General features: G+C 34.9%; 22 protein-coding genes and 1 other annotated feature. Of the genes, 13 read left to right on the top strand and 9 right to left on the bottom strand.

The features are described 5' to 3' along the window. Positions 1-738, top strand: coding sequence for an amino acid ABC transporter ATP-binding protein (locus tag HF990_RS06600; protein ID WP_016839211.1), 738 nt, complete (start codon positions 1-3; stop codon positions 736-738). 194 nt (positions 739-932) lie between these two features. Here the strand turns inward: HF990_RS06600 and HF990_RS06595 are convergent, their stop codons facing one another. Further along, on the bottom strand, positions 933-1,691 hold the full coding sequence (locus HF990_RS06595; protein WP_016839212.1) for an alpha/beta fold hydrolase: 759 nt from the start codon (positions 1,689-1,691) through the stop codon (positions 933-935). A gap of 505 nt (positions 1,692-2,196) precedes the next feature. Between HF990_RS06595 and HF990_RS06590 the strand changes: the two genes are divergently transcribed. Then, the gene (locus HF990_RS06590) at positions 2,197-2,394 is read left to right on the top strand and encodes a DUF6501 family protein (RefSeq protein ID WP_016839213.1); all 198 of its coding nucleotides are present in this window, start codon (positions 2,197-2,199) and stop codon (positions 2,392-2,394) included. 37 nt (positions 2,395-2,431) lie between these two features. Here HF990_RS06590 and HF990_RS06585 read toward each other — a convergent pair whose 3' ends face one another. The 4 genes from HF990_RS06585 to HF990_RS06570 all read right to left on the bottom strand — a co-directional run bounded on the left by HF990_RS06585 (position 2,432) and on the right by HF990_RS06570 (position 6,333). Continuing rightward, on the bottom strand, positions 2,432-3,484 hold the full coding sequence (locus HF990_RS06585) for a toxic anion resistance protein (RefSeq protein ID WP_016839214.1): 1,053 nt from the start codon (positions 3,482-3,484) through the stop codon (positions 2,432-2,434). Then, positions 3,481-4,140 carry a 5-bromo-4-chloroindolyl phosphate hydrolysis family protein gene (locus tag HF990_RS06580; protein ID WP_016839217.1) on the bottom strand — a complete coding sequence of 220 codons (660 nt, stop codon included), beginning with the start codon at positions 4,138-4,140 and terminating at the stop codon, positions 3,481-3,483. The genes HF990_RS06585 and HF990_RS06580 overlap by 4 nt, the downstream gene beginning before the upstream one ends. Positions 4,141-4,311: 171 nt before the next feature. Further along, positions 4,312-4,584, bottom strand: coding sequence for an acylphosphatase (locus HF990_RS06575; protein WP_210730766.1), 273 nt, complete (start codon positions 4,582-4,584; stop codon positions 4,312-4,314). A gap of 30 nt (positions 4,585-4,614) precedes the next feature. Further along, a complete protein-coding gene (locus HF990_RS06570; protein WP_168412241.1) occupies positions 4,615-6,333 on the bottom strand; it encodes a globin-coupled sensor protein in 1,719 nt (572 codons plus the stop codon). Between the two features lie 88 nt (positions 6,334-6,421). Here HF990_RS06570 and HF990_RS06565 point away from each other — a divergent pair, with 88 nt between their 5' ends. From HF990_RS06565 to HF990_RS06525, 9 genes are all read left to right on the top strand, one after another. Continuing rightward, a complete protein-coding gene (locus tag HF990_RS06565; protein WP_016839224.1) occupies positions 6,422-6,709 on the top strand; it encodes a DUF1033 family protein in 288 nt (95 codons plus the stop codon). Positions 6,710-6,962: 253 nt separating this feature from the next. Continuing rightward, entirely contained in the window at positions 6,963-7,163 is a 201-nt protein-coding gene (locus tag HF990_RS06560) for a cold-shock protein (RefSeq protein ID WP_016839225.1), read from the top strand. Positions 7,164-7,442: 279 nt separating this feature from the next. After that, positions 7,443-8,408 carry a PstS family phosphate ABC transporter substrate-binding protein gene (locus HF990_RS06555; RefSeq protein ID WP_016839226.1) on the top strand — a complete coding sequence of 322 codons (966 nt, stop codon included), beginning with the start codon at positions 7,443-7,445 and terminating at the stop codon, positions 8,406-8,408. Between the two features lie 70 nt (positions 8,409-8,478). Next, a complete protein-coding gene (gene pstC / locus HF990_RS06550) occupies positions 8,479-9,423 on the top strand; it encodes a phosphate ABC transporter permease subunit PstC (protein WP_016839227.1) in 945 nt (314 codons plus the stop codon). A gap of 1 nt (position 9,424) precedes the next feature. After that, complete coding sequence (gene pstA, locus HF990_RS06545) at positions 9,425-10,306, top strand: phosphate ABC transporter permease PstA (protein ID WP_016839228.1); 882 nt, start codon at positions 9,425-9,427, stop codon at positions 10,304-10,306. 12 nt (positions 10,307-10,318) lie between these two features. Beyond that, complete coding sequence (gene pstB, locus HF990_RS06540) at positions 10,319-11,164, top strand: phosphate ABC transporter ATP-binding protein PstB (protein WP_409373610.1); 846 nt, start codon at positions 10,319-10,321, stop codon at positions 11,162-11,164. Between the two features lie 16 nt (positions 11,165-11,180). Continuing rightward, the gene (gene phoU / locus HF990_RS06535; RefSeq protein ID WP_168412240.1) at positions 11,181-11,843 is read left to right on the top strand and encodes a phosphate signaling complex protein PhoU; all 663 of its coding nucleotides are present in this window, start codon (positions 11,181-11,183) and stop codon (positions 11,841-11,843) included. 76 nt (positions 11,844-11,919) lie between these two features. Further along, positions 11,920-12,131: a binding site (T-box leader), on the top strand. 61 nt (positions 12,132-12,192) lie between these two features. Next, positions 12,193-13,569: an anthranilate synthase component I gene (gene trpE / locus HF990_RS06530; RefSeq protein ID WP_016839232.1), complete on the top strand. Its 1,377-nt coding sequence runs from the start codon at positions 12,193-12,195 to the stop codon at positions 13,567-13,569. Then, positions 13,566-14,135, top strand: coding sequence for an anthranilate synthase component II (locus HF990_RS06525; protein ID WP_016839233.1), 570 nt, complete (start codon positions 13,566-13,568; stop codon positions 14,133-14,135). Before trpE ends, HF990_RS06525 begins: the two co-directional genes overlap by 4 nt. Before the next feature lie 358 nt (positions 14,136-14,493). Here HF990_RS06525 and HF990_RS06520 read toward each other — a convergent pair whose 3' ends face one another. Together HF990_RS06520 and HF990_RS06515 are read right to left on the bottom strand one after the other, a co-directional pair. Then, positions 14,494-14,964, bottom strand: coding sequence for a glutathione peroxidase (locus HF990_RS06520; protein ID WP_016839234.1), 471 nt, complete (start codon positions 14,962-14,964; stop codon positions 14,494-14,496). Between the two features lie 21 nt (positions 14,965-14,985). Further along, a complete protein-coding gene (locus HF990_RS06515) occupies positions 14,986-16,176 on the bottom strand; it encodes an MFS transporter (RefSeq protein WP_016839235.1) in 1,191 nt (396 codons plus the stop codon). A gap of 180 nt (positions 16,177-16,356) precedes the next feature. Between HF990_RS06515 and HF990_RS06510 the strand changes: the two genes are divergently transcribed. After that, on the top strand, positions 16,357-17,307 hold the full coding sequence (locus HF990_RS06510; protein ID WP_168412239.1) for a LysR family transcriptional regulator: 951 nt from the start codon (positions 16,357-16,359) through the stop codon (positions 17,305-17,307). A 4-nt stretch (positions 17,308-17,311) separates the two neighbouring features. Here HF990_RS06510 and HF990_RS06505 read toward each other — a convergent pair whose 3' ends face one another. Together HF990_RS06505 and HF990_RS06500 are read right to left on the bottom strand one after the other, a co-directional pair. Next, complete coding sequence (locus HF990_RS06505) at positions 17,312-17,806, bottom strand: hypothetical protein (protein ID WP_016839237.1); 495 nt, start codon at positions 17,804-17,806, stop codon at positions 17,312-17,314. Further along, positions 17,803-18,192, bottom strand: a complete 390-nt coding sequence (locus HF990_RS06500; protein ID WP_016839238.1) for a hypothetical protein — start codon at positions 18,190-18,192, stop codon at positions 17,803-17,805. Before HF990_RS06500 ends, HF990_RS06505 begins: the two co-directional genes overlap by 4 nt. A 156-nt stretch (positions 18,193-18,348) precedes the next feature. On the opposite strand from HF990_RS06500, the gene rpmG reads away from it, so the two are divergent. Then, positions 18,349-18,498 (top strand): 50S ribosomal protein L33, encoded by a 150-nt coding sequence (rpmG, locus tag HF990_RS06495; protein ID WP_016839239.1) that lies wholly within the window; start codon positions 18,349-18,351, stop codon positions 18,496-18,498.

The following is an 18,498-nucleotide window of genomic DNA, read 5'->3' as shown; positions in this document are numbered from 1 at the left end:
ATGACAGTGGTCATTGATATCAAACATTTAAATAAAACATTCGGCAATCATGAAGTATTGAAAGATGTCAATTTCCAAGTAAGAAAAGGGGAAGTTGTAACGTTAATTGGAGCTTCAGGATCAGGAAAATCCACATTATTGCGTTGCATTAACTTGCTGGAAACTCCTACAGGCGGTGAAATTATTTTTAATGGAGAAAATATTTTAACGGAAGGTTACAATAAAGAAAAATATCGTACGCACTTAGGTATGGTATTCCAGCAGTTTAACTTATTTAATAACTTGGATGTATTAGGGAATTGTATAGTCGGACAAGTAAAAGTATTGAAACGTTCAAAAGAGGAAGCCATAAACAATGCGATGAAATATTTAACGATTGTTGGAATGGATCGCTATAAGAATGCGCGACCTCGACAACTTTCAGGTGGACAAAAACAGAGGGTTGCAATTGCAAGAGCTTTAGCAATGGATCCAGACGTGATGCTATTTGATGAACCGACTTCTGCCCTTGACCCAGAAATGGTAGGGGAAGTACTAAAGGTTATGCGAGACCTTGCGAAGGCCGGAAATACGATGTTAATTGTTACCCATGAAATGGAATTTGCAAAAGAAGTTTCAGATCGAGTCGTATTTATGGATAAAGGGGTCATTGTTGAAGAAGGGCCTCCTGAACAAGTACTAGTCAACCCAATACACGAAAGAACAAAAGAGTTCTTAAGACGAACATTAAATAAATAAGATGGAACGGGGCTGTCCAGAAAGTCAATCACTTTCTGAACAGCCTTATTTCTTAATAGTTATATTCTCTTGAAAACTTTTCTCCTGCGGTGGTCACATCAAACGCGCCTCCTCGTCGCAATTTATCTGCGGCGAAAGCGATAGCGACAGCCGCAAAGGGGGTGTCTCAAAATGACTTGTTAGACGCCCCCTTTTTAACTTACTTTATTTTGAAATTGTTTGATATGTTGAGCAATGGCTAAATTGAATAGTTCTGGTCGCTCGATATTCGACAAATGTCCTGTATTTTCAAAAATAATTAAATTGGAAGACTTAATCATGTAATGCATCAGATAGGCATTTTGAATAGGTACAACTTTATCTTCTAGTGAACCAATAATCAGTGTTGGCACATTAATGGTCAACAAATCATAAAAATAGTTTCTTCCAAAAGCTGATTGAACTGATTTTAAATACGTATCTTCTCGAATGTGAAAAGCATTCTTTGCTAATTCATAAACCTTTTGTTCTTCAGGATTGTATAAACATTTTTTGATGAGCCGTTCATTCAGTTGTTCGAGTGACGATTTTTTTAAAAATCGTTTTGTTTTTTCAAGAGTAATATTCCCAAGCAAAGTAGGAATATAGTAAGTTGTATTACATAAAATGAGTGATTTTACACGCTTTTTAAAACGCTTACATATTTCTAGTGCAACGATTCCACCGAGTGATAAACCAACAAAATGTGCTTTTTCGATATTTAAATAATCTAATACTTCAATTATGTCTTTTGCAAAAAATTCGACATTGATATTTTCCTTTTCTGGAGAGTCACCATGTCCTCTTAATTCGATGATAATTAATCGATATTGTGTAGTCAGTTCCAATTGGGGAGCCCAAGCTTGTATGCGGTTTCCTAATCCATGAATAAAGACTATTTCTTCACCTGTCCCAACATCTAAGTAGTTTAACATCACGATCACCTATTTCATCAGCGTATGTTGAGAAATCACAGGGATGGTTCACTTGATAGTCTTTGCAAATAACAACAAATTTATCAACCAGAATGGAAAATAACGTTTTCATTATTATATGTAAATTGCACAGAAATGTACCGTGACAACTGTACTTATGTTTGGAAAAGTTTCAATAAGGCTTACTGGTGATGGTTGGCGAATATTTTTTAAAAGGAAAGGGAAGAAAAGTTGCTAGTGCTCAAGAAATGGATTTATCTAAAATTCTACTACAACAGATTTAAACCATATTTTTATTAATAAAGAATCATAAATAAGCATACGATAAATTAAGTAAATCGAAATTACCTAATGGACGACAAAATCCATCAGTATTTGTTAAAATGAAATGTGTTAACTGGACAAGAAGTTCATGAGAGATGGTTTTGAAAACTTTCATGTATGTACTTGGCAATTAGATGATATAATTGTAAACGATAGTTTAATGAAGAGAGAGGGTATGATAATGCTACACTTAAAATGGAAGGACGCACCTACTATTCGTACAGTAAAATGTGTGAATACAAATGCGAAAAAATATTTAGTATCTAACGTGTTAACTGTTGGGAAAGAATATGAAGTGAAAAATGAAACAGAAGAATTTATTTTTATAGTTGATAATACTGGAAAAGTAGGCGGGTATTATAAAGAGTACTTCGAATAAATAATAAGCACGAGTGTTTTGTATCACTCGTGCTATTTTACTTGCCATCTATTTCATGGATGGTTTGTTCAATCAATTGTTGTTTTTCGTTCCGGTCGGCTTGAATTTGCAATGTTTCTTCGATTGATTCGATAAGCTGTATTTGCGTTTCTTTCAAATGATCCAGTTCTACATGACTTTCGGTAATGCTCGTCATTTCAGCGCTTTTCATCGCTAACTTCTCTGAAGTATTCATTAAATGATGACTTGTCGCATTTGCACGATGTTGGCGATTGAGGTTGACGAGCATGGAAATTTGAGATTGCCATAAAGGGATTGTTGATAATATAGATGACTGAATTTTTTCAATGAGCATTTCATTGGTTGATTGAATCATGCGAATTTGGGGAGCTGTTTGAATAGCTATTTCCCGCGATATTTGTAAATCATACATTCTTCGATCTAGCCATTCCGCCGCATTTTTCATATCGAGTAACTTTTGCCTCATCATGGGGTTGTCCATATCGTTATAATCCTTTTCCACCATTTGCAACTGCTTTTGAAGGTCAAGTCTTTTCATTTCCAAAGCAGCAATGTACAAATTGATTTCTTGAAAATATTCTTCATTTTTTTCATATAACTTATTTAACATATTGTTATCCGTCAATAAATTCTCTTGAGCTCGTTTTAAATGAATCGTTAGACGGTCGATTTGCTTACTTAAGCGATTGTATTGGGAAACGATTTGTTGAATGGAAGTTTTTCGTTTAAATAGTTTTCTTAAAAATCCTTTATCTTGAATGTTGAATTGATCGAGATTCATTGAATCCAACTGTTCAATTAAGGTCGATAAAATCTCTCGAATTGGTGAAGTATCGTTTCTTTGTACTTGAACTAATAATTGATGGGTAAAATGTTTTAGGGATTTTTGAACTTCTTCACCAAAACGAACAATGGCTTCATAGCAAGTACTATCTAGCTCGCTTGCTAAATATAATGCTTTTGACTGCTCTTCTTCAGTAAGGGTAGGGAATACTTTACTCTCCACAATAGAAAAAGAGCTCTCGTTTGGGAACAGTTCAAAACCTTCTGAGCTCTTTTTCTCCATCATTGATTTTCCCTCCCAAATTCTATTTGCTTTTGTTTTTTTTCATGCTCGAGTTTGACATAATCCAACTCCAATTTTAAATTTTCTAAATCAGATGCAAGAGCAGCTTTTAAGTCATCTTCCATCGAACTTTGTAATTTTTTCATCGCTTTTCGAGCCTCTTCAAGAGCGATATGCACATCAGCATCTTTAATTTGCTGTTGTACTAACGTTGCGTAATTTTTGCTCAATTGCACAGCTGAAGGCAGGTGAGAATAGAAGAAATCTTCAACTGTGTAAAATTTTTGCGGATTTGTTTGAACGATATTGACTATTCTTCTAGACAACTTTGTCATTTCATTTAGTAATTTAAAAGAACGAATGGAACGCACTCGAATATATTGCTGTGTTAATAAATTTATGTGGCTTTTTGCTTGTTTTAATTGGGATTCAATATGATTATATTCTGAACGGGTAAAGCCGAGTGCTTTCGTCTTTTTATATTTTTGAACAGATTTAATGATATAATTACTAACTATATAAGTTAGAATGGATGCAATCGGTATGATTAATCCATTCAGAAAACTGATATTTAATTGAACAACTAATATGATAAAAACTGTAAAACTAAAGAAAAAATTGAGTAAATGTCGTATGATGAAGTTGCTTACCCCCAGCATATGCGTACCTCCTCGTTTTCTTAGTATAAATACGTTCGGTGGGGAATAAAAGTTTCAAAAACTTATTTGAATTTATCATTTCTCTATTTAAATGATACTACTTTTTTCACATATTTTTAAAGAGAAGGAATGGGGGAAATACAAAAAATTGGACGTTTAAAAAACGTCCAATTACATCAATTCAAAATTCAATTTTTCATAACCTTGTAAATCATCAAAAGTTTTGATTGACAAACTTGATTTTAGATTTTCACCTTTTTGAATAAAATGCAAAAATTCATCAATAGATTGATTTTTCCCTTCCACATCGATTTCAAGCTGATCGTTTTCATTTATACGAAAATTCCCTTTTAATCCTAATTCTAACGCCTTCTGTTGAATGAAAAATCGGTTGCCAAATCTTTTTCCAGCGACATTGATTATAATGTGCGCCCTCTTTGCCATCACTCCACCTACAATCAATTAAATTTTCATTTAGCCGTGGGTTTTCAACATATGAATTAAATCATTTAAATAGTGAATGACTTTTTCAGAAGCTTTTTCGATTTCTTGCAAATGGATTTCTGCTTGTTGTCGATTTCCTCTACTTAATTCCAAAATTGCATTTTTTGCAGCAATATGAACTTGCTTATGAACGTACTCTAATTCTTTGAAAGATTCTACATGTTTAAATTTAGCTTGGGTGTCATTTGCATAATACCATTTTCCTAAACGGCAATCTTGGTGGGAGGAAACTTCTTCTGGTGATAATTCTTCAACTCCTAAAATCATGTTATATACCCGCCATTTCCATAATAGATGATCAGTTTTTGATAATTGTAAAAGGGCGGTACTGGATAAGTGAACAGGGTTATTATTGATAATGTCATTTCGGAAACGCATCATTTCTTTACTTAGTGCAAATATACTTTCAGACGTTTGTTTACCTAAGCTATGAATTTGTTCTTGAAGATTGGCCATTTCAGACATACGTTTAGTAATTTCATCAACGGCAGCAGCTTGTTCTTCAGTAATGGAAGCAGTGCTGGCAACATCATGTTTAATACTTTCAATTGCATGTACAATTGAGTTTAATAATGGTAACGACTGTTTTGCCTCTGAAGTAGCTTCTTTAATCTTCTGTGAAGCATCTGCAATGGAATCGGAAACCATATTTGAATATTGTTTAAATGCATCGACATTTTGTGATACTTCATTTAATGCGTTCACTGTTCCTTCAGCTAATTTTCGTACTTCTTGTGCCACAACAGAGAAACCTTTCCCATGTTCACCAGCACGAGCTGCCTCAATAGAAGCGTTAAGTGCTAGTAAATTTGTTTGGTCTGCAATTTCGTTTATTATTGTGACGATACTATCAATTTCGTTCACATAGTTTTGTAATTGATGGAATGATTTAACAATTTGTTGGAACGTATTATCCGTTTGAAAAATATCATTTAACGCTTTTTCAATTGTATTTTTTCCGTCGATAACATTGCTTACTGAATCCGTCGTTTTCTCAGATATTTGCGATGAAGCACGGGCAACTTCTCCAATCGAAGCGGAAACTTGTTCGATTGCTGCGGTGGAATTTTGAATTTCCGTTGTTTGTTGATCAACGCGTTGAATTAAATCTTTCATGTAGATGATTTTCGTATTGGATTCAATTAGCGAAGAAATTTCTGTAATGACATTTTCGATCATTCTTTCTGTTAATACTTCTACCAATAACTCTTGCTCTACATTCATTGCAGCGTTTAATGAGCGCAAATATTCCAATGCTTTATGAGGTTTCATACCAAAGTTATGTAAAATGTGAGTACTAATGTAAAAGGAGAATTGATTAAATAATACGATTAATTTTCCAGTTTCAAAATTATGTATTCTGAATAAGTGAAAAAATTTTATCGCATTTTGTACATACTCATCATTTCGTTCATTAAGAAAAAATTGTTGCAAATATTTTTCTATTTTTTCTTCTGGAATAGGATTTTCGCCTTTCGGTGAAATTTCTTTTAAATAGCGTTGAAAAATATTGCTCATTGTTGGAGTGAAGTTTACAATTTTTTTAAATAATTCTTGTAAATTTTGCTGATCCTTTTTTGTAAAATGATTATATTGTAAGGTTTTTAAAAAACGTCCTGATGCTTCTATATCAGTTCCACGTTCTAATAAATCGTTTAAATGAACTCTTGGTTTAAATGTTAAAACCATACTTAAGTCCTTCCTTTCGATTCAAAAATTACCAAGTTATAGATATTTTAACATATTTTTTATTATGAAAAGAATGGGGTTTTTCAACGTGTATAAAATTATTTATATGAAGGCAGACTTTGAACCTTGGTGGCAATTTGAAGGTTGGGAATCACATATTGTGTCAGAAGAAGTTTTTGATACTAAAGAACAATTTGAAGTTGCAATAAAAGAAACTCTTAATGTGTTTAGAAAAAAATTTGACCATGAGGAGAGCAGGGAAGGAAAGTATTTTGCCTTTTGGTCGGAAGATGAAAAAACTTATTGTGAAGCTTGTGATGATGAATTACAAATTTTTCATGGTATAATTGTGCAACAACTTGAATATAATCAATAATAGTAACAAAATATATCCCGATCCATTCGAGAACGATTTCAAATCTGTATAAAAATCGTTTGACATTTTGTAATATGGTGGTATAATATAAATACAATTGAATTGTAAGGCCGGAAACAAGTGATTCACATATTACAAAGAGTGATCGGTGTTTTTGTCGGTACTCTTCGTAATATGTGAATTTTTTTTATTCTGGTAATAAAAACAATTCCATATTGTAAAAATATTTTTATTTTTTTGGAGGTTTTTTTCAATGAAACAAGGTACAGTAAAATGGTTTAACTCAGAAAAAGGTTTTGGATTCATCGAAGTTGAAGGCGAAAACGACGTATTCGTACACTTCTCAGCTATTCAAGGTGAAGGTTTCAAAACTCTTGATGAAGGTCAAAAAGTGGAATTCGAAGTGGTTGAAGGCAACCGCGGACCTCAAGCTGCTAACGTTGTTAAATTATAATTATAAACGAACTTAAATATGATGAGGCATCCATTTTTGGACGCCTCTTTTTATTTTCGATATGGAAACATCATTTTCTTACAGAGAATGATGTTTTTTTGTTTCTGTTTTTAGTAAAAATTCCTCTTTCTTTTAAATTGCAATCTTAACATTTTCTGCATCCAAAAGTAGTGCAAATTTACAATCTCTTAACAATTCCTTTAAACAAGATCAATATATGAATTTTATAGTGGGAAATGTAGTGAAAATTAAACTATTAAACGATGGAGGAAATTTCAGATGAAAAAGTGGAAGTTCTTAACGATGACTGCAATGGTAAGTTCTGCATTACTACTTGGAGCATGTGGCGGAGAAAAAAATGAAGCTGGCACAAATGCTGGAAATATACCACAACAAGCAGAAAATGGAGAAGCACAATTAGCAGGCTCTGTAACAGGTGATGGTTCTTCAACTGTTGCCCCTATTGTTGAAGCACTTGTAGAAGAATATGCTGCTGTTGAACCAAATGTACAAGTATCTGTTGGGGTATCTGGAACTGGTGGAGGATTTGAAAAATTCATCGCCGGCGAAACGGATTTCTCAAATGCTTCACGAGAAATTAAAGAAGAAGAAGCTCAAGCTTTAAAAGATGCGGGTATTGAATATACAAGATTTGAAATTGCTTATGACGGTATCACTGTCGTAATTAATTCAGATAACGATTGGGCTACGGATTTAACAATTGAACAATTAAAAGAAATTTGGATTGAAGACGGAAAAGTGAAAAAATGGTCTGATCTTGATCCATCTTGGCCAGATGAAGAAATTGTCTACTATGCACCAGGAACAGATTCAGGTACCTTTGACTATTTCGACGAAGTGATTTTGGAAGGTGAAGATTTAGTTCGATCAGCTCAATTGTCTGAAGATGATAACGTAATTGTTCAAGGCGTTGCTTCTGATAAAAACGCGATCGGATTCTTTGGCTATGCTTACTATTTGGAAAATCAAGATAAATTAAAAGCGGTACGCGTGAACGGTATAGAACCATCAAATGAAACAATTGAAAACGGGGAATACACGCCGCTCTCTCGTCCGTTATTTGTATTCGTAAACAATAAAAAAATCATTGAGAATGAATCATTTTACGATTTTATGAAATTCACTTTAGAAAACGCTGGAGACATGGCTGAAGCTGTTGGATATGTGCGTTTACCTGATGATAAGTATAGAGAAGAGCTGAAAACGTTAGAACAATTTAAATAATCCTTTAGATTGTTAGTGTGTGGGGGGCTTTCACCCACACACTTTGCAGGGTTAGAAGGGAGATTATGAAATGGCTCAAAGCATTGAGAAAGAGCAATCAATCCAACAATTGATTGAGAAATCTCGAAATAAAAAGGGCAAAAAAATCATTGAAAAAATAATGCCTATTTTACTCCTATTAGCAGCACTGATTTCTGTTGTTACCACATTAGGCATTGTCTTTACATTAATTTTCGAGACCTTTGAGTTTTTTAGGAGAGTATCAATTGTCGAGTTTTTATTTGGAACAGAATGGTATCCATTTTCAAGTGGCAGTCCATCCTTTGGTGTTTTACCACTCATATTAGGAACATTCAAAGTGACGCTGATTGCAATAGGTGTAGCTGTTCCGATAGGTTTGTCAGTAGCAATTTATTTAAGTGAATATGCTTCTGACAAAACTCGAAAAATCATGAAACCGATTTTGGAAGTATTAGCAGGTGTACCGACCATTGTCTATGGTTTTTTTGCTCTGACGTTTGTCACACCGATATTACAAACTTTGATACCGTCGCTGAAATTATTTAATGCTCTTAGTCCAGGGATCGTAGTGGGAATCATGATTTTACCTAGCATTATCTCTTTATCGGAAGATGCCATGAATTCTGTACCAAATGCTATTCGAGAAGGAGCTCTCGCGCTGGGTGCTACAAAGCTCGAAGTTTCGTTAAAAGTTGTACTTCCTGCAGCGTTATCCGGCATCGTTGCATCCATTGTATTGGGCATTTCTCGGGCTATCGGTGAAACGATGATTGTCTCCCTCGCCGGCGGTGCAACCCCAACTTTTGATTTCAATATCACGGGTTCAATTCAAACGATGACAGCCTATATCGTACAAGTATCTTCTGGTGATGCAGGTTACGGCACAACAATTTACTATTCTATGTATGCCGTTGGATTTACGTTGTTTATATTCACTTTATTGATGAACTTAGTAGCTCAATATATTTCGAAACGCTTCAGGGAGGAATATTGATATGACGAAATACATTGACGATACCGTCGTCATGAAGCGTATGCAGTCTCGATTAAGAAAAAATAAAATTTGGAAAATGATATTCTTCCTTGCTACTTCTTTTGCATTGTTAACCCTCGTTGTATTAATTGTAAGAATAATATGTCAAGGAGCGGGATACATAAATTGGGATTTCTTTAACAATTTCGGTTCGCGTTTTCCTGAAAAAGCTGGAGTAAAAGCGGCATTAATTGGTTCGATTTGTATGATGCTCGTTGTAGCTCCAACTTCCATCATACTTGGGGTGGCAACAGCAATATATTTGGAAGAGTATGCAAAGAATAATAGATTTAATGATTTTATTCGAACAAATATATCCAACTTAGCTGGTGTACCATCAATTGTCTTTGGTTTATTAGGATTAACCATTTTTGTCCGCATGTTTGGTTTAGGAAAAAGTATTCTAGCTGCTGGATTAACGATGAGTTTATTAATTTTACCTGTCATTATTGTAGCTGCACAAGAAGCGATCCGTGCTGTACCAAAAGAACAGCGGGAAGCTTCATATGGTATGGGCGCAACAAAATGGCAAACGATTACTCGAGTTGTATTGCCATCTGCCATACCGGGAATCTTGACGGGTAGCATTTTAGCTTTATCTCGTGCAATTGGAGAAACAGCGCCATTAGTTGTAATCGGAATCCCTGTGATTATCCATTTCTTGCCTACGGGTTTGCTTAGTGAATTTACAGCTTTGCCGATGCAAATTTACGATTGGGCAAAACGCCCGCAAGAAGCATTTCAATATGTTGCTGCAGCGGGAATTATTGTGTTGATGATTGTCCTTGTGCTGATGAATTCGATTGCCGTGTTGATTCGAAATAAATTCCAAAAACGATATTAAGGATGGGTGAAAGTGGTACAAACAATGATTAACAATGAACTGAAACCTTTGCGTGTTGTTGAAAAGCAGTTCAAAGTGAATGAAAATTTCCAGACAAACAGTAAAGCATCCGTTTTCTATGCGAACAATTTTAATCTTTGGTATGGTGAGCACCATGCGTTAAAAGATATTCAATTTAACGTTCAAGAAAATGAAGTGACTGCCATCATCGGGCCTTCAGGATGCGGAAAATCAACTTTTATTAAAGCGTTGAACCGCATGGTGGAACTTGTTCCATCAGTGAAAATAAACGGAGAAATTTTATACCGTGGTCGCAATATTTTTGCTGCTGATTATGCAGTAGAGGAATTGCGTACAAAAGTTGGGATGGTGTTTCAAAAGCCAAACCCTTTTCCGAAATCCATATATGATAACGTTGCTTATGGTCCGAGAATTCATGGCATTAAAAATAAAAAAATACTAGATGAAATTGTAGAAAGGTCATTGAGAGGTGCAGCGATTTGGGATGAAGTGAAAGATCGTCTTCATCACAATGCTTATGGTTTATCAGGAGGACAACAACAACGTATTTGTATTGCACGGTGTCTAGCGATAGAACCAGATGTCATTTTAATGGACGAACCAACATCTGCCCTTGATCCAATTTCTACATTAAAAGTTGAGGACCTCATTCAGGACTTAAAAAAGAATTACTCCATTATTATTGTGACACACAATATGCAACAAGCGGCCCGGATTTCAGACAAAACAGTCTTTTTCTTAAATGGAGAAGTAGTGGAATTTGACATCACAGATCGAATATTCTCAACACCACGTGATCAGCGTACAGAAGATTATATTTCAGGGCGTTTCGGCTAATAGGAGTGATGGGTGTGTGAGTATTCGAGAAAGATTGGACAAAGAATTGGAATCTGTGCAACAAGCATTTTTAACTTTGTGCGATAAAAGTATTCATCAATTTGAATTATCGTTTCAAGCATTTATTGAAAAAGATATGGAATTAGCAAAACGAATAATAGAAGAAGATGTGGAAATGAACAAGATGGAAGAAGAGATTCATAATAAAGTAGTGCTCCTTCTGACCAAACAACAACCAATTGTTGCAACAGATCTTCGTCGTCTTATCGTTTTATTAAAAGCTGCTTCAGATATGGAACGGGTTGGAGATTATGCAGTGAACATATCAAAGGAAGCCATTCGCATTGGGGAGAAACAGTTTATTACGTCAGTAGAGTTAATGGAAGATATGTGCTATAAAACGATATCGATGCTTCGGCAAGTCGTTAATGCATTTGTGGAAGAAAATGTCCAAAATGCAAAAGAAATTGCTGAAATGGATGATCAAATCGATGAAATGTATGGTAATATGATTGCACATTTAATGAAACTTTCTGCCATTAGCCCTGAAAGTGTTTCGCAAATCACGTATTTATCTTTTGTATGTCGATTTATTGAGCGGTGTGCGGATTTGGCAACGAATATGGCAGAATATATCCTCTATTTGAAAAAAGGCCTTTACTTAGATTTAAACCGTTAATGTAGTATTCTAACCTTTTCAAAAGGGTTTTTATTGAATAATGAAAAAATTTATAATAAAATTATTTCAACCAAATACGGAAGCGATGATGAAAAAGAGTAGTATTATGGATTGGCTAAGAGAGCTAGCGGTTGGTGCGAGCTAGTGCAAGACATAATACGAATGGGTTTTCTAGCTCTAGCATTGAAAGTTTAGTAGGTGCTAGCGTATCGTTTACGTTACAAACTTTGAGTGGACATAAGTCTTCTTATGTCAATAAAGGTGGTACCACGGCTCCCCGTCCTTTAATTTTAGGGGAGTTTTTTTATTTTGATAGCTTAGTTAGTTGAGTTGAGAGGAGAAGGTAGAGATGACAGTAAATTATGTAATGAAAACTTTACAGGGAGATATGATGACCCCTATTTCTGTTTTCCTTAGTGTCTCAGGAAAAAATAAAGTATTATTTGAATCTGCTGCGAAACATGAGGAAAGCGGAAGATATTCCTTTATTGCCTATGATCCGATTGCAGAATTAATTGGCAATAAAGAGAGTTACTTGTTTAGGAAAGAAGGGGAGGAGGAAAAGAGGGAAGGTTCGGTCTTTCAAAAGTTGAGAGATATAATCCCTATTTCCAATGAACCACTCCCTTTTTCCTTCTTTGGAGGAGCAATTGGTTATTTTAGCTATGATACGGCTTTTTATTCTGAAAACATCGGACCTGTCTTATCAGATGAGTTGAATATGCCAGATGTGCATCTTCTGTTTTATAATCGTTTTATTGTCATCGATCATTTACTACAAAAAGTATCGATCGTGGCCATTGATTTATTCCAAGAAGGTAAAACAAGAGAGGAAATGGATGAATACATCCATCAGATTGAAGAACAATTGAAAAATGGTACTACGCTTATTGAAGTAGAAAAAAGTGCAGTTGAATTTCGTCCATCCATTGACCAAGAAACATTTGTGAAAATGGTAGAAAAAGCAAAAAAATATATTGAATGTGGTGACATTTTTCAAGTTGTATTATCTCAACGTTTTTCGTCAGATTTTAAAGGAAATCCTTTTTCTTTATACCGCAGTCTGCGTACTTCGAATCCATCACCATACATGTTCTATTTAGAGTTTGATGATTATACAATTTTGGGTACTTCCCCAGAAAGTTTAGTAAAAATCACCGATGGATTCATTAAGACGAATCCGATTGCTGGAACGAAACCTCGTGGAAAAACAAAGGAAGATGATCGAAAATTAGAGGAACTTCTTCTAAGTGATGAGAAAGAACTTGCGGAACATCGCATGCTCGTTGATTTAGGTCGAAACGATTTGGGGAGGGTTTCGAAGGTCGGTACAGTGAACGTTTCAAAATATATGAAAATAGAAAAGTATAAATATGTAATGCATATTGTTTCCGAAGTAATCGGTGAAAAAAGAGATGATGTTCATGTAGTGGATGTCATTACTAGTTGCTTGCCTGCTGGAACGGTTTCCGGAGCTCCGAAAATTCGCGCCATGCAAATTATCAATGAACTGGAACAACAAAAAAGAGGGGTTTACGCAGGGGCAATTGGTTATATTTCAATCAATGGCAATTTAGACTTGGCAATTGCGATACGTACGATGATCGTAAAAGACGAAAAAGCATATGTGCAAGCTGGGGCAGGAATCGTGTATGATTCCATTCCGCAATCTGAATATGAAGAGACACTGAATAAAATGAAGGCTTTGTTGGAGGTAGAGCGATGATATTACTAATTGATCATTACGATTCATTCACATACAATTTATATCAACAAATTGCCTCGCTCGGAAAAGAAGTGAAGGTTATTCGCTACGATGACATCACGATTGACGAAATTCGTGATATGCAACCTGAAGCGATTGTATTATCGCCAGGACCTGGAAGACCTGATGATATTCCTCAAACGGTCAATCTTGTAAAAGAACTGTACACGGAGTTTCCAATCCTTGGTGTTTGTTTAGGGCATCAAATTATCGGTGCCGCATTTGGCGGTGAGATTGTGCAAGCAAACCGCATCATGCATGGAAAAACGTCGCTATTAAACTATGAACGAAAGGGATTGTTCAAAGAGTGTTTTAATGATGTAGAAGTGATGCGTTATCATTCATTAGTCATTGAACCTACGACATTAAGTAAAGACTTTGAGGTAATTGCAACGTCAAAAGATGATGGAGAAATTATGGCTATTCAACATAAACAGCTACCTATCTATGGCGTACAATTCCATCCTGAGTCAATCGGTACACCAAGCGGAAATCATATCGTCAAGGCGTTTTTAGCGAATGCATAGTAAAAAGGCTTTCTAGAATGTATAACGTTCTAGAAAGCCTGTTATTTTATTGAAGATAATAGTCCTAATAGATGGTTATTAGTCAAACTTCAATTCATATTAGTCAATCTGAGGAGGATAATAGTCAAAATTGTGACAGTTATAGCCAATTATCAAGAAAATTGATTGAAAGATAATAGTCAAAGTTTAGTAAATAATAGCCAAACTCAATAGGATAAATGGCCAAATTTGTCAATGAGCTGAACATGCTGATATAAAGAAGTGATAATTGCCAAAGTCAAGCAAAAAATAGTCAATACCAATAGGATAATGGTCAATCTGCACTTTATAATAGCCATTCCAGAAATATAAAGCGTTATTATAAATATTTCTCAATCTCTTTCTCAAATTTGGATGGTTTATCCATCGGGGCAAAACGAGCGACTACTTCACCGTTTCGATCCACTAAAAATTTCGTAAAATTCCACTTTACTTTCGAACCGAGAACGCCTTTTGTATTACGGGTTAAAAATTTAAATAAAGGGTGTGCCTCTTCTCCGTTAACCGCTACAATTTCATGGATTGGGAATGTCACCCCGTAATTGATTCGACATGCTTCTTCCGCATCTTTTGCAGAGTCTAATTCTTGTTTAAACTGATTGGAGGGGAATCCTAAAACGACAAACCCACGATCTTTATATTTTTGATAAATTTTTTCTAGTTCATCAAATTGTGGAGCAAAACCGCAATTAGATGCAGTGTTCACAATTAACATTACTTGTCCTTTATAGCGGCTTAATGGATATGTTTCTCCCTTAGCAGTTGTTACTTCGATATCGTAAAATTCCATGAGAGCTCCTCACTTTCACTATTAATTCTCAGTTCTTCTACTGCTTAAATTCAGTATAACAGCTAATAGGAGAGAAGTAATGATAAACGCACTGATGAATGCGATTACCCCGTTCCATCCGAAACTAGACCAAAAGAATCCACCTGTTGTTCCACCAACACTTGAACCAAAATAGTAGGCAAATAAGTAAAGGGAAGAGGCTTGAGCTTTATTGCTTTTTGCCCGGCTGCTTACCCAAGAACTTGCGATGGAATGTGACCCGAAAAAGCCGAAAGTAAATACAACAATCCCAAGTATTTTAATTATTAAATTGACGGGAAGTGTTAATAAAGCTCCCGATAACATAATCATAATCCCGACTAACAGCACCTTTTGACGCCCAAACCGATCCGATAAACTACCAAACCAAGCAGAGCTAAAAGTTCCAACTAAATAAACTATAAAAATCCAGCCAACGATAGTTGTACTTAGGTTGTAAGGTTCATCTAGCAATTTATAACTAATATAGTTATATAAAGTGACAAATCCCCCCATTAATGTGAATGCAATTCCGAACAAGCAGACTAAACCTGGATCTTTTAAATGGGAAAATAGTGATTTCGTCAAGGAAGCTAATTGTAAAGGTCTTGGTTCAAAATGTTGAGATGCCGGCAATGCCCATATGAAAAAGAAGCTCACAATTAAACTTAAAATACCAAGAAAAAGCATTCCTACTTGCCACGAAAATAAATCTGTTACCGTTCCCATGATAATCCGCCCGCTAAGGCCACCAACGGAATTTCCGCTTATATATAGTCCCATTGCAATACCCAGGCTAGAAGGATCCATTTCTTCTCCTAAATAGGCCATCGCAATGGCAGGAATTCCCGCAAAAACAATGCCTTGTATGACTCTCAATAACAATAAAATTTCAAAAGAAGGAGAGAATGCTAGCACAATTGTTATGAACGATGCTGCAAAGATGGAAAAGGTCATTAATCGCTTTCGTCCCCAAGCTTCCGATAATGATCCAAATAAAATTAAACTAAAGGATAGGGCGACAGTAGAAGCTGATAATGATAAACTGGCTACAGCAGGTGAAACATGGAATTCTTCAGAAAATTGCGGAAATAAAGGTTGCGTAATGTATAAGTTTGCAAAAATAATAAATCCTGCTGCAAACAATGCTAAATTCGTTAATGTAAATTCTCGAGTTCCTTTTTGGATATACACTGTTCTTCGCCTCTTTTAATTTTGACATTTTTTTGAACAATCAATTTACCGATAATTATAATGGTGATTTTCTAAAATAGTAATTTCATAGTTTTTATTTCACTAATAACTTTGAGTTATAAGTAGATGATTCTTTAAAATATGCCATTTCATTGTGACATTTTTAGGACATGCTATAATTTGGATAAAGAATATGAAGGAGAAGGGGACAATCAATTGGATATCAATGCACTCATTTATTTTCAAACTGTTGCAAAATATGAAAATATGTCGCGAGCAGCAGAAATTTTACATATTAGCCAGCCTGCCCTCAGCAAATCGATTGCTATGCTGGAAGAGTATTTAGGAGTTGAACTTTTCGATCGAAATGGCCGCTCCATCAAATTAAACCGATACGGGAAATTCTTCCTAGAACGAACGAATCTGATTATAAAAGAAATCGAACGGGCAAAAGAAGATTTAACCAACCTTGTGTCACCTGATGTTGGTGAAGTCTCATTAGGATTTATGCATACGTTGGGGCTCGAAGTTATTCCATCCTTAATGATGAAAGCGAAAAAGCGATTTCCTCATATGCGTTTTCAATTAACTCAAAGCAATTCTAGTGTCATTATGAAAAAATTGGAAACGGGAGAGCTTGATATTTGTTTAGTATCTTCTCTTGAAACTAGTAAAGACGTCCATTGGGAAAAATTATGGGAAGAGGAGTTATTTTTAATTGTTCCGAAACAACATCCATTAAAAAATCGGAAAAAAGTCAAGCTTGCTGAATTTGCAATGGAGCCTTTCATTTCTATCAAAAAAGGAAATTCATTGAGGAAATATGTTGATGAGATTTTTAAACGAGAAGGGTTTCAATTAAATGTTGCTTTTGAAGGGGAAGAAGTACATACCATTGCCGGACTTGTGGAGAGCGGCTTAGGAGTTTCGTTAATTCCACATATTAAAGGGCTAGACCAATATAATGTACACATCATACAAGTAGATGCTAAAGACTGCAAAAGGGAAATTGGACTAAGCTATTTAAAAAATCGTTATATGAGTGGAGCAGTAAAGCAATTTATTGAATATGTTCGAGAGTTTTTTATTAATAAAACCCAAACAGAATCATCTTCCATCCGTTTGGGTTGATGAATTAAGAATTTTGTTTGCCTGTAATTAAATTAGCAATTTCTTCAATGGTCATCGTGGAATTGACTTTAAATTGCCCTTTTTGAATTGAGCGGGCATATTCCGGTTGTGCTAAAAATAACTCCATTTCAACCGCATTTTTAATAACGCCCATATCTTCCAATTTTTTTGAAACTTCATAAGGTGTTAGGCCGGAATAAATATATAGAATGCCTTCTACTACATTCTCCTGTTGTGTCGATGTAGTCGTTTCAGAAGGCTCATTATTTACCTCGGGTTCATCTTGCGTTTCGGTTGAATTGGAAGATGATTGATTTTCAAGTTCTTGTAATTGTTGTTTTGCTAATTTTAATTGGGATTCTAGCTGTGCAATTTTTTCTTCGTAATTAGCAATTTCCTTTGACTCTGATTCTGTATGAGAGAAACGATCCATCCCTGTATAAAGGATGCCGATGACTAAACAAGCAAGGCCAAACCCACGAACAGTCGATCTTTTCATGATTGACCTCCGTGATTAAGAATATGTAGAACTTGTTCTTCAGATAATGTTGACATTTTGCTGATTTCACTAATTGGGTATCCTTGCTTATTTAATTCGATGACTTGTCGAACTAAAATTTGATTGACCGGCTTATTCGGTTGTTTGGGTACATTTTCTGATTTAGTTGTAATAGGTTTTGTCGCCGGCTTTACTTTAAAAGAAGGCTCGAGTAATAATTCTTCTTCGATCACTTTTAATCTTCTTTTAATTCCGTTTGTTTCTTGATAAAATTGCAGAGACAATTCTTCAACATCTCGTTCTAATTTTTTTGATGTATCTTTTAGGAAAAAAGATGCAATAATACAAATAATGCCGATGATGATTAGTAACGTTGATAGTTCCACAATCGCTCCTCCGAATTTTACATTTTTGAATTATTTTAACATAAGGATTTTAATTAATAAATGATGCTAGATTTTTTTTCAATTTATGTTATAATGACTTAGTCGTATAAATCATGCTTATATATAAATTCATGATAGAGAGTGGGAGGGTTAATAATGCGCGTAAACATTACATTAGCTTGCACAGAATGTGGAGAACGTAATTATATTTCTACAAAAAATAAACGTAACAATCCAGAACGTCTAGAACTAAAAAAATATTGCTCTCGCGAGAAGAAAGTCACTCTTCACCGTGAAACGAAGTAA

It is taken from the genome of Ureibacillus thermosphaericus (genome assembly GCF_012396605.1).
In the GTDB taxonomy this organism is placed as follows: Bacteria; Bacillota; Bacilli; order Bacillales_A; family Planococcaceae; genus Ureibacillus; species Ureibacillus thermosphaericus.
This window is presented reverse-complemented; position numbering and strand designations above follow the sequence as displayed.